General features: G+C 43.1%; 10 protein-coding genes. 3 read left to right on the top strand and 7 right to left on the bottom strand.

All coding sequences use genetic code 11. The features are described 5' to 3' along the window. Positions 1–49 precede the first annotated feature (49 nt). Both JMX50_RS12525 and JMX50_RS12530 read right to left on the bottom strand, forming a co-directional pair. On the bottom strand, positions 50–1,327 hold the full coding sequence (locus tag JMX50_RS12525) for a hemolysin family protein (protein WP_201619100.1): 1,278 nt from the start codon (positions 1,325–1,327) through the stop codon (positions 50–52). Between the two features lie 290 nt (positions 1,328–1,617). Further along, positions 1,618–3,321 carry an NAD+ synthase gene (locus JMX50_RS12530; protein ID WP_201562350.1) on the bottom strand — a complete coding sequence of 568 codons (1,704 nt, stop codon included), beginning with the start codon at positions 3,319–3,321 and terminating at the stop codon, positions 1,618–1,620. Positions 3,322–4,290: 969 nt separating this feature from the next. Between JMX50_RS12530 and JMX50_RS12535 the strand changes: the two genes are divergently transcribed. The 3 genes from JMX50_RS12535 (at position 4,291) to epmA (ending at position 7,829) form a co-directional block, all read left to right on the top strand. Continuing rightward, complete coding sequence (locus JMX50_RS12535) at positions 4,291–5,451, top strand: AI-2E family transporter (protein WP_227671060.1); 1,161 nt, start codon at positions 4,291–4,293, stop codon at positions 5,449–5,451. A gap of 132 nt (positions 5,452–5,583) precedes the next feature. After that, positions 5,584–6,696: a 4-phosphoerythronate dehydrogenase gene (locus tag JMX50_RS12540; RefSeq protein ID WP_201629902.1), complete on the top strand. Its 1,113-nt coding sequence runs from the start codon at positions 5,584–5,586 to the stop codon at positions 6,694–6,696. A gap of 107 nt (positions 6,697–6,803) precedes the next feature. Next, entirely contained in the window at positions 6,804–7,829 is a 1,026-nt protein-coding gene (epmA, locus tag JMX50_RS12545; RefSeq protein WP_201629889.1) for an EF-P lysine aminoacylase EpmA, read from the top strand. A gap of 152 nt (positions 7,830–7,981) precedes the next feature. Here the strand turns inward: epmA and JMX50_RS12550 are convergent, their stop codons facing one another. The 5 genes from JMX50_RS12550 to JMX50_RS12570 form a co-directional block, all read right to left on the bottom strand. Further along, positions 7,982–8,620, bottom strand: a complete 639-nt coding sequence (locus JMX50_RS12550) for an NAD(P)H-binding protein (protein ID WP_201629890.1) — start codon at positions 8,618–8,620, stop codon at positions 7,982–7,984. Between the two features lie 323 nt (positions 8,621–8,943). Beyond that, complete coding sequence (locus JMX50_RS12555; protein WP_021814375.1) at positions 8,944–9,393, bottom strand: YaiI/YqxD family protein; 450 nt, start codon at positions 9,391–9,393, stop codon at positions 8,944–8,946. Then, positions 9,393–10,772 carry a 5-(carboxyamino)imidazole ribonucleotide synthase gene (locus JMX50_RS12560; protein ID WP_227671062.1) on the bottom strand — a complete coding sequence of 460 codons (1,380 nt, stop codon included), beginning with the start codon at positions 10,770–10,772 and terminating at the stop codon, positions 9,393–9,395. Before JMX50_RS12560 ends, JMX50_RS12555 begins: the two co-directional genes overlap by 1 nt. Positions 10,773–11,068: 296 nt before the next feature. Further along, positions 11,069–11,629, bottom strand: a complete 561-nt coding sequence (gene purE / locus JMX50_RS12565) for a 5-(carboxyamino)imidazole ribonucleotide mutase (protein ID WP_201629896.1) — start codon at positions 11,627–11,629, stop codon at positions 11,069–11,071. Between the two features lie 117 nt (positions 11,630–11,746). After that, positions 11,747–12,712: a metallophosphoesterase gene (locus tag JMX50_RS12570; RefSeq protein WP_201629897.1), complete on the bottom strand. Its 966-nt coding sequence runs from the start codon at positions 12,710–12,712 to the stop codon at positions 11,747–11,749. Positions 12,713–12,732 lie beyond the last annotated feature (20 nt).

Below are 12,732 nucleotides of genomic sequence, written 5' to 3' on the forward strand. Positions count from 1 at the left end.
GACACTCAATTGATTCATCACATATTAATACCAAATTTGAACCGATTTTTTACTTAACCGCTTCTTCAAGTTTGGTGACAAGTAGTTGGGTAATTTTAAGATTGTCGGTAGCGATAATCTCAAAACGATAATTGGCGTATTCGATGGTATCGGTTTTTTTAGGAATTTTGCGCAGCATATACATCATAAAACCGCTGATGGTTTCATAGTTCTGACTGCGCGGTAAATTAACAATATCTAGTGCCCGAATGACGTCTTCAATCGGCGTCATACCATCGATAAGCCACGAATTATCCGTACGCTGCACGATAGGCTGCTCTTCAACCGTCACCAGCTCACCCATGACAATGCTCATCACATCGCGTAGGGTAATGACGCCAACCACCAAGCCATATTCATTAACGATAACGGCAAAGTCAGCACCCGTTGATTTAAACATCTCTAATACTTCAAACAAAGACAAGGTATCGGGTACAAATAATGCCGGTTTTAATAGCGCTTTGTCAGTTAGGCTAACCTCTTGCTGGTTAAGTACCAAGGCTAAAAAGCTGCGCGACTCTACATAACCGATAATTTGTTCTAAATCGTCTTCCTCACAGACCAAAAACTTATTATGCGGCTGCGCAATCATCACCTCGACCACTTCCTCTGTACTGGTCTTGCTATCAAAATACACGATATGCTCACGCGGATTCATCACTGAGGTGACGGTACGCTCTTGCATCTCAAAGATGTTTTCGATCAAATGGTGCTCTTGTTTTTTGAGCACACCGGCTTCAGCGCCAGCGTCCATTACCGCATAGATATCTTCTGGAGTAATGTCATCTTGGCGAATGGTTGATATGTCAAAAAGCTCAAAGATAAGGTTTGCGGCGCCATCAAAGACCCAAATAACCGGCTTAAAGATAAAAGTCAACGCCATCATCGGGCGTACCAGTCGTACAGCAAAGATTTCTGCATTAGACATCGCCAAGCGCCTAGGCATCAAATCAGCAAGTAAGGAAAATAAACTGGTAATAAGCACGAACGAGATGATAGATGCCGCCGCTTCATGCTTAATCAACAGTTGCAAATAAGGGCTAATGGCTGACTCACCAACCGCACCGGCTGAAATGGCGACGGCGTTCAGAACAACTTGCACCACAGTAATAAATCCACCAGGATTTTCTTGCATATGCAGGACATCAAGGGCGCGGACTTCGCCTTCTTTTGCCATGATTTGGAGCTTAATCTTGCGACCAGCAGCGATGGCAATCTCGGCGGCAGAGACAAAAGCACTCAAGGTAAGTAATAAAAGAAGGAAGATAGTAGCGGTGATCAAACTCATGACGGACTCGGATAAAAATAGGTAGGGTAGCTAAATTAAAAACAGTAGTTGGAATAGGGTGAAGTAAGCGATTATGTATAAAAATTTGGGGCAAGTAGCAGATAATGAAAATTATTTATCAATAAAAACTAAAAAAGCTGGGTAAGCACCCAGCTAATTATAAAACACTTGAATAAAGTTATATAAAAACTTAAATCTATCCAACCTTTTAGTTTGTCATTTAAATAGAGGTTAATCTAAAAAATAACGGCATATCTAAAAGGTTGTAATGATAAATCAGTAGTTAAAGCTTAGCCTTTTATTGACCACTTATTCACCAGTGGGAAACGACGCTCGCGACCAAAGGCTTTATGGCTAATCTTAGTGCCAATCGGTGCTTGCGAGCGTTTGTACTCGCTGTTATCAACCATTTTAATAACCTTGGCGACCAAATCAGCATCAAAGCCTTTATCGACAATATCTTGATAGCCCATATCTTCATCGATATACGACATTAAGATACCATCTAAGACATCATAGTCAGGCAGGCTATCTTGGTCTTTTTGATCAGGACGCAGCTCAGCCGATGGCGGACGCGTAATCACACGCTCAGGGATAACTGGCGTATCTTCTAAGCGGTTACGGTAGCTTGCAAGTTTATAAACTTGTGATTTATAAACGTCTTTTAGCACATCAAAGCCGCCAGCCATATCACCGTATAACGTTGAGTAACCAACAGCCAATTCTGATTTATTACCCGTAGTGATGACCAAATGACCAAATTTATTAGACAGTGCCATTAACACCACACCGCGTGCGCGCGCTTGGATATTCTCTTCGGTAGTATCAGCAGGAGACTTGTTAAATAGTGGCGCTAAGGTATGGCGGATACCTTCAACCGCATCAAAAATTGGGCAAACGGTATAAGAAACGTTTAAGCGACGTGCTTGTGCTTGCGCATCTTCTAAGCTGATTTGTGAGGTGTATTCGTACGGCATCATCACCGCATAGACTTTATCAGCGCCTAGAGCGTCGACGGCAATACACAAGGTCAAGGCTGAATCGATACCGCCTGATAAGCCAACGATGATTCCAGTGAACCCTGAAAGGTTGACGTAATCACGGAGACCAACAACCAGCGCTTGGTACATCTCTGACTCACGGCTCAATGATAAAGGCGCTTTTGCTTGCGTATCAAATTTTGCCGTCTTTACATTAAATGTCGCTAGCATGAGCTGATTCATAAAGCGTGAGGCTTCGTGAGCTACGCTGCCATCGGCTTGGATGGCCATAGAGCCGCCGTCAAAGACCAAGTCATCTTGACCGCCAACCGCGTTTAGATAAACGATAGGCAAATTGTTTTCGCGACTACGTTTGGCCAGCATGGTTTTACGGTTGTCTTGTTTTTCAATCTCAAAAGGTGAGGCGTTTAAGCTCACAATCAAGTCAGCGCCTTGTTTTTTAAGCTCGGCAATCGGACCTTTTTCCCATAAATCTTCGCAGATAAGTAGACCGATGGTAATGCCTTTATAGTCAAATAAAACTTGATTGCGACCTTTATCAAAATAACGGCGCTCATCAAATACGCCATAATTTGGCAAGATTTGTTTATGATAAAAGCCTTTTTGATGACCGTTATGCAAAATCGCAGCCGAGTTAAAGGTGCCATGATGATCAACATGCGGATAGCCTACAATCATCACGATATCATCGATATCACTTAAAGACGACAGCGCGCTTTTGATACGACCTGAAAGACTAGGACGTAGCAATAAATCTTGTGGTGGGTAGCCCAATAATGCTAACTCTGGGAAGATAATTACATCAGCGCCTTGCTCACGGGCTTGTAGTGCGAGCGTGCGCATTTTTTCAGCGTTGGCTGTGATATCACCAACCAAAAAATGCGATTGGGCTAGCGCAAAAGTCACGCTGTCTTGCGGTTTAGATGCCGTATTGGCGTCATTTGAGGCAGTAGAATTGGGATTATCAGTATCTTTTGCAGTGTCTCTTGACATTGTTATTGTTCCTATCAATAGGTTGTGTAAATGTGTTGAATCCGTCTTGGTTTCAAATAAAACCAAATCAAAGTAATTTATAAAAGTAACGCAAAATATAAGTGTTTAATTAGGCACTCAAAACACGACGCTTGAATAGTGAGTCGAAATAATGAGCGCCAAGCTTGGATAGGCATCAATATAATGCTTATCGACAATACCAAAATATGCAGCGCCGCTCTAAATACCAGTGATTAAGACAGTCTAGAGTAGGGTGGCAGATGAGGATTGCAAGAAGTAATTTTCAAAACGCCAAGGCTGATAATGCTAAAAACCTATAAGGTCATACTAACTTAACAGCATCCAAGCGTTCAGATTAATCCCTTTAGTATAACATCAATTGTCCGTACTAATAGAACTGAGCAGTGATTTAGCTGGCAAGATATCACAGCAGAAGTGACTAAAAAGGCGATAGATAGCCGTTATTCTACAAGGATAAATCTGCTTAGGAATTTTTGCGTGCAAGCACCTATATTCACTGATAATGCGTACAGATAAATGTAAGTAAAGATTACAACATAGTCTTATTTATTGGGTTTATTTTATTGCATAATAAACCGTTACTGTCGGCGGGTTACCTCATTTAAGTGCAGGTAAATATCAAATTAACGCTATTTTAATCAGCAAAGATTGTTTTTAGAAATTAATGCTGTTTTGCTAGCCAAATATGATGTTTATAAAGGTGCTGTATGGTACGGTAGCTGTATTGCGCGCTGTATTGACAGCAACTGCTTTACGTAGCAGTTACGACGAAACTTATTATCCAATATTAACTATTACCTAATATTTACCACTTAACATACTCGCTAAGGGATACCAATAACGGACATGGTCTGTAACGGACAAGCTCTGTGATTTTTATCCACCTATTTATAAACGTTACAGCAAAGCCGGATTGGCTTTTTGCTGCCTGCTCTTGGTTTATACGCTATGATTGAAAACTGGACAAAAGAATTTCTTATTCAGCGCTTATTGGCCATTACCTTATTGGTGGTGCTGTTCGTATTATGTTTCCAAGTCGTACAGTTTTTTATTGTACCAGCGCTATGGGCAGCGATTTTAGCCTACGTGACTTTCCCTATTTATAATTTTTTTCACCAAAGAGTTCGATTCAGCTCAAATTTTAGCGCCGCTATTATGACGGTGAGCATCACGCTTATGATTGGTGTGCCGCTCGTCGTTGGTATCTTTATTTTGCAGCAAGAAGCGTTAAGCCTCATTAGTAATTTAGTCTATCGCATCAAAGTGGGCTATTTGGATGTGCCTGATTCTGTCAAAGATTTGCCCATCATCGGTCAGCAAGTCAAAGATGTATTGTGGAGAATCAACAAAAACCCTGAGGGGACGCTAGAGGCTTTTCGTCTTTGGGTTCAGTCGCATCTTTATTATGGCAAAGTCGCTTTTGATGTCGTCTTCAGTGGTTTGGCCAAGCTTGGTATGGCGCTGATGACATTGTTTTTCTTTTATCGTGATGGCACCAGTTTGGTACGTCAAATCCGTCAAGCGCTGCGTAATATCATTGGCAATCGTATCGATGGTTATATTGATTCGGTCGGTACGACCACGCGCGCGGTCGTCTATGGTATCGGCTTGACTGCATTGGCGCAGGCATTGCTCGCGGGTATTGGTTACTATTTCGCTGGCGCGCCAAGTCCTATCTTACTCACCATTGTGACTTTTATCATTGCCTTAATTCCCTTTGGTACGCCATTTGTTTGGGGCGCGGTATCGATTTGGTTATTGAGCCAAGGTCATACCGTAGAAGGGATTGGCTTGGCGCTTTGGGGTATACTGGTTATCAGTTGGGTTGATAACCTTATTCGTCCTATCGTTATTAGTGGCGCGACCAAAATCCCTTTTATCATTATTTTTATCGGGGTATTGGGCGGTTTAACCGCGTTTGGTTTTGTTGGCTTGTTTATTGGTCCTGTGGTATTGGCAATCGGCCTTGCCGTATGGCGTGAATGGATATCACAGCATAAGAATGAGTTGTTTGCCCAGCAAGAAGGGATGTTGGTTGACGGTCCACTGCAACCTAAAGCTACTGAGCAAAATAAAGACGAAAATACCGTTTCTACTGACCAAACCTAAGGTTAAAAAGAGAAGCGCATAGAGTTTGATAATAAAAAACATACTGTCCTAATGATGCGATGGTTGATAAGAAACCTTTATAAATAGGGATATTTAAAGATGCCTAATGCCAGCACTACGAATAACGATAATATGCGTCCTCTGACCATTGTTGCTGATAGCAATATCGCTAGCCTTAATGAGTTTTTTAATCCATCAACGCTTGGGCAAGAGACGAAGCGCACGGTGAAGATTTTTACCGTCGCTGGACGTGATATCAATGCCCAGTTGCTCGCAGAGTTGCAACCTGAAGTACTATTGATACGTTCGGTGACGCCAGTAGGCGCGGCGCTATTGGCAGATAATAATAGTGTGAAGTTTGTTGGTTCGGCGACCATCGGTACCGATCATGTCGATCAAGATTATTTGGCAGCACGCAATATAACCTTTGCCAATGCCGCTGGCTGTAGTAAGCATTCGGTTGCGCAATATGTATTAACCGCTATCTTAACCTTACGTCCGCAGTATTGTCAGCCATCGATGCCGCCAGTAACCTTAGGCATTATCGGACTGGGTAATATTGGCAGCACCCTTGCGCAATATGCTCATGATTTAGGTTGGCAGGTATTGGGTTACGATCCGCTGCTGCCTGCATCGAATATTAATAATGCCAGCTTTGCGCAAGTGCTTAGCCAAAGTGATGTTATCAGCTTGCATGTGCCGTTAACCGATAAAAAAGATAATGCTAATCCTAATGGCAGCGACTATCCAACCCGGTATTTAATCGATAAAAATGCCTTAGATGTGATGCCAGCAGATACATTATTAATCAATAGCGCGCGCGGACCGGTTATTAATGCGCATGACTTAGTAGCTGATATTGAACGTACGGGTCGCCAATTGGTGCTCGATGTGTTTGAACATGAGCCAGAGATTTCTGAGAGTTTATTGTCCAAACTTGCGATTGCCACACCGCATATCGCAGGCTACACGGTCGAAGGTAAGCTGCGTGGTACGCAAATTATCTATGATGCGCTTTGTGAAAAACTGGCGGTCACACCGGCGCAGTCTATGCAAACGCTATTGCCGCTCAATATGTTTTTATGGTCTGAGCTCAAGGCGCATCCGGAGAGACTGATTAAGTTTTATAATATCATGCAAGATGATGCTGCACTACGAAGTAAGTTAGCTGATGGTCAAGTAAAGGGCGCCGACTTTGATCAATTGCGCCGAGATTATCATTTACGCCGTGAATGGCAATCGTAAAAATTAGGCGTTTTTAAAAGTTAGCTGGTTTTAAAAGCTAGGTAGCCTTAAAACTTAAAACATCGTTTTAAAATCTATTCTTTATCCTTAAATTGCAGTAAATAATAATGACTCAAGCAAGTAATTCCTTTTCTAAATCTAGCTATGCGCCGACCATGACCGTATCAATGGCACACAAGCGTGCGCAATTTATGAGTGCTATTCGGCAGTTTTTTGCCACGCGTCACGTGCTCGAAGTGCAGACGCCCTTGTTATCGCAAGCAGGCAATACTGATACCTTTTTGCAATCAGTGGCGGCGCAGGTCACCTACCAAGATAAACCTTGCACCTATTATCTGCATACGTCGCCTGAGTTCGCCATGAAGCGGCTACTTGCTAGCTGGCAGGTGCCCATTTATCAGATTTGCCCAGTATTTCGAGATAATGAGATAGGCGTGCGTCACAATATTGAATTTACTATGCTTGAGTGGTATCAGCCGAAATATAACCTAGATGATATGGCTGCTGAATTGGGCGAGTTACTTGAAGCGCTTTATGGTTATTCGATTGTGCTGAGTCATTACCGTTACGTCGATGCCTTTATGGACTTTGTTGGTATTCATCCACTGACTGCCAGTATTGCGACGCTACAAGCAGTGGCCGAAGATAAGGGTTTGACAGGGTTTAATTTTAATAGTGCAGAAAATGGCGCCACCAATAGTGAAGAAGATATTCGTCAAAGCTGGTTAGATTTATTGTTTAGTCATACCGTCGAGCCAAATTTGGGTCATGATTTGCCGACGTTGATTATAGAATATCCCCCTGCAACTGCGGCATTGGCAAAAACCGCGCTGGATAAAGACGGTAATATAGTTGCTAAGCGCTTTGAGCTTTATATTAATGGTATTGAGATTGCCAATGCTTATGATGAGCTGGCAGATGGGCAGGCATTAAGAGAGCGCTTTGAGCGCGACAATCAATTGCGTCAGCATCATAACTTGCCACAAATGCCAATTGATGAGCATTTATTAGCAGCGTCTGATGACTTAATACCTTGTAGTGGTATCGCTGTTGGTATTGATAGGTTGCTGATGGTTATAACAGGGGCTAGCAGATTAGAGGACGTGATTCCTTTTCCCAGTGGCTTGGCTTAATTGCTTGCTAGTAGATTTTGACATAGCCGCCAATGATTAAAAAAACCAGAATAGAAAAGCGCGTAAACCGGAAGGCTTACGCGCTTTTCTATTCTTGTACTGCTTTTAATAATGCTGCAAAGCTGTATATTGTTTATTATAACTTTTGTTTATTACAGTTTAGCAAGCGCTGCATCAATTGCAGTTTCACCATTGTGCATGCTAAAAACTTTTTTATTGGTATTATCAGCATTGAGTACAGCTGCCAACGTCGTAGCCACATCTGCAATTGAGTTTTCACCCGCATTGTCATCATTAATAGTGATTTTACCCGTTGCTGCACGCTCTTTTAGTGCACCTGCTTGCACGATGGTGTAATCAAGGTTGCTGTTATTAACCAACCACTGATCAGCGTAATGCTTACAGATATAGTATTCTTTTAAGTCAGCAATACCGGGGTTGTCCCATTTGCTGGTATCTAATGAAAATACTGTACTTAACATGATATAGCGTTTGATACCTTTATCTTCTGTTGCTTGCATGGTTTTAACCGCACCATGTAAATCAACTTCTAAGACGTCTTTACCACCTGAACCAGCAACAAAGTAAACGGCATCGATATCTTGCTCGATTTGCTGTTGAATAGCATCTTTTTCTGCGGTGATATCCAAATCTAATTGGCTGTAATTGTCGTCATCAAACAGTTTTTCTTCTTGACGGGTGGTGCCAATCACTTGATGGTTATCTGCTAATAACTGCTTAACCAAATCTGTACCCACTCGACCACTGGCGCCAATCACTAAAATTTTCATATTCATTCCTATTTTTATATGCGTTTTATATACGTTATCGTTATTTTAAAATTTATTGTTTAAAAACCAATTATTCAAAAACCGATTGTTTTGAAAGCTGCATATAGCGTAACAAGAATGATGAGCACACTTCGTTATGAAGCGTGCCGTTTGCATAGTGTTTGGTTATGGAGTGTATACGGTTTGCAAGCCTGTGCTTTATAAAAACTGTTCTTTATAAAAGTTGCTATTTATAAAAGCGGTTATTTATAAGAATAAGAAATTTATAACAAAGGTTAGAGAGGGTAGCTGTCCAATGATGCATAAGAAAATTAACGCACCAATTAACGCACCAAACGATTAAGACCATCGGCAAAGGCTTTTTTATCGCGGTCGCCATAAGGTTTCTGGCCACTCATTTCTTGCAGCTCGAGCACGCCCGTGCCGCGCATGGTATCCATAAAATCGCGCATATTAAGCTTTTGCTTGATGTTATTTTTATCATACACCATACCGCGGGTGGTTAAAACCATACCGCCTTTATCTAAAATATCATTGGCCAAGGGAATGTCGCTAGTGATGGCTAAATCGCCTGGCTGGATTTGCTCAACGATATAATCATCGGCTTTATCAAACCCTGATGGCACCACTGTCATCACGAGCAGCGGTGATTTGCGCAGTTTGATTGGCTGATTTGCGACAAATATCGCCATGGTTTGGGTACGTTCAGCCGTTTTGATAATCAAGTCTTTGGCAATCAGAGGCACCGAATCAGCATCTACCCAAATCTGCATTATTTCTTGGCCTTAACTGTGTTTGATAGCTGGTCGTTTGATAGCTGCTCTATATCTTCTAAACCCTCTGGTTGGCTCTCTTTAACACTGATAGCAGCATCTTCTACAGCGTGGTCAGTTTCCGTGCTGGCTGTTTGCTCTGGTGTTTTTGCTTGGTTCTCGGTAACCGTAGGCGCTAACTTTTTATCAAGACCAACTTTATTAGGCAACACAGCAACCAGCTTAGCGAGGGCAATATCTAAGTCAGCAACGTCATTTGGCATCAAGGTAATATGCGCAATTTTACGATCCTCGCGCTCAGCCTTATGGTAGCTATGATAATGGGCGCCATCGATATTGAGCACCGCGCTGATATCAGGATATTGACCCAATACATTCAGCATAATCGCTGGATGGACGTTATCGGTATCGCCTAAGGGCAGATTGACCACCGCGCGAATATGGTTCTCAAACTGACTGGTAATCGCGCCTTCGATACTCCAATGTCCAGAGTTATGAACGCGTGGGGCAATCTCGTTGGCCAGCAGATAGTCGTTACCACGAGCATCTTTGCTCACAAATAGCTCAAGCGCCATCACACCGACATAACCTAAATGATTCATCACAGTGGTAATCGCATCGGTTGCTTGCTGAAACAAATGGCTGGTACCAACGGCAGGCGCGCGCGTTTTGGCCAATATACCGTTATGATGATGGTTTTCGACCAAATCATAGCAGCGTACTTGACCGTTTTGGGCGCGGGCAGCAATGATAGATACTTCACGGCTAAAGTTAATAAAGCCTTCTGCAATGAGGGGAGCAGGCGTTGGCGTTAGTGCGCCTTTACCACTAACCGCATCCTTAAGCTCATGCCAAGCAACGGTAATATCACTTTCTTCTTTGATGACAAACTGACCTTTACCATCATAACCACCGCGGCTGGTCTTTAGGACGATAGGCAATCCTAGCTCGTCGCAAGCTTGCTTTAATTCTGCTTCAGAATTAACCACCATAAATGGTACGGTTGCGATATCAAGCTCATTGAACATGCGCTTTTCTTTTAAGCGATCTTGAGCGATATCAAGGGCAATCGGTGGTGGAAACATGCCTTGCTTGCTGCCAGATTTTGATAAGCTGGCTAGCTGTTCAACGGTAGCAGTAGGCGTATTTTCAAACTCTAAGGTAAAGACGTCAGCTGCGGCAATAAATGCTTCTAATTGCTCGCTATGAAAAACTTTTCCGTATAGGCTGGCCGGACAGTCGGCATTGTCTTCTAAAAATACGCACTGATAACCGAGCGGCATGGCGGCTTCGGCGAGCATCATACCAAGCTGACCACCGCCTAAAATACCGATGGTACGAATGGTTTGGGTTACAGGATAAGCGTTCGCTGTAGTCATGGCAGGCTCTTTACATTGAAAATGAATAAGGGAGTTTGAGTACTAATATCTAAAACTTACGGGATAAAACTTATGCTATTAAAATAGGAAAAGGTGCACTGTATGCACCTTGTATTTAGTAGAACGCATCTGAGTAAAAATATCAAGTTTAGAATATTGCTCGTTAATTTGGTATTCAGGTTTGATATTGAGATTTAAAAACCAGATGATTGCGCTTAACATTTCTTGGTTAATATTGCAGTTCTGCTAATGGTTTTTTGTGAAAACTTAACGCCATCTGGCTGAGTTTACTTACTTTACTGATTGATAATACCGGGTGTTGGGCTGGCAAGAATGGTATCGGTTTGCGCTTGGCGCATATTATCCAGCTTAGTCGCAATCGATTCATCATGCAATGCTAACACCTGAATAGCAAGAAGGGCAGCGTTATAGGCGCCAGCTGCACCAATCGCTAAGGTTCCAACGGCCACGCCTTTTGGCATTTGTACGATAGAAAGTAAGCTATCCCAACCACTGAGCATTGATGATTTAACAGGGACACCAAAGACAGGAAGCGGCGTTTGACTGGCACACATACCGGGCAGATGCGCGGCACCACCAGCCCCAGCGATAATCACCTGCAAGCCGTTGCTTTTGGCGCTTTTGGCATAATCAAACAATCTATCAGGGGTACGATGCGCTGACACTACTTCACATTCAAAGGCAATATCAAAATCGGCAAGTAATTGCGCTGCGGCACTCATGGTTGCCCAATCAGACTGCGAGCCCATGATAATACCTACTTTTGGCTGACCAGCAGGAGAAGTGATTGGGCTGCTTTGCTCAACAGGGGTAACGCTAGCCGATGGGGTGCTCATGCTTTGATATCCTCAAAAGGACCATCATACAAAAGTTTTGCTGCCTTCGTAAAGCCAAGTTTGCTGTTTAATGGCAAAGCTGGCTAAATAACGCTGATTTTATACATTTATCTTTTTTTATGCCTTTATCTTTGGGTCTTCATCATGACGATACTGTACGAAGTTATGGGCTTTAAGCGGTAATGGCTGCTCGGTATCGAGCTGATAGCAGGTCAAATAACCGCTATCAATCGCTGCCGAATAATCGGTACAAGCAACCTGCGGGCTAAGAGGTTGCGGCGCGCCTGTTAGCCAATAATGACCGACGAATACCGGTTTATGAGTTTTAAGGGCAAATTCGATATTTTCTGCTAGGGCATCGCTTGGAATCTGTGCCAATCCTGAGCTTGGCGCACGGGCAATTTCATGAATAGTGCGTTTGTTAAGCTCATCTAGCCACCAGCGCACGCGTACTTGCGAGCGCGCTGCCCCATCTTTGTCGACCATGACTAAACCATCGGGTAACGCCGTTTCTACGCCCTTTAGCACGCGCTCAAGCGCTTCATAAGCAGGGCTATGCTTTTGCGCCGTGGCGACAACGGCGTCAGGCGTCAAGCAATTATCGGCGGTCAATAGCGGCTTTAATACCGCCATGCTATCGACATCCCAGCAAGCGTGTACAAAGCAAGCGTATTCAGTCTCAAGCCACAATGGAATCTCATAAAAGCGCTGTAACCAATATTGATGCGCTTCTGAGCCAAACGGTACTTCGGCTAAAAAGGTTTCATGCTGGCGCACATGAACATCACTATGCGAGCGTAAATAGCGCTCAGGTTGCTCTGGGTCAAGCATGGCAAAGGTGAGCGCATTGTATTCATGATTGCCCATCACTGCGTCGGCAACGCCTGCATCTAGCATAGCAAAGACTATCTCTAGCGAGGCTACTTGCTGTGGCCCACGGTCAATGAAATCACCAATAAATAGCGCCCGATGACCCGCTGGCGGTACAAAATAGGTGCCATTATGAACATAGCCTAACTGCTTTAGGAGTCCGACCAACTTGTCAGCATAACCGTGAATATCACCAATAACATCTATAATCATAATAATTATCAAATTCTTAA

Origin of the sequence: Psychrobacter maritimus (genome assembly GCF_904846345.1) — a bacterium.
GTDB classification, from domain to species: Bacteria; Pseudomonadota; Gammaproteobacteria; order Pseudomonadales; family Moraxellaceae; genus Psychrobacter; species Psychrobacter maritimus.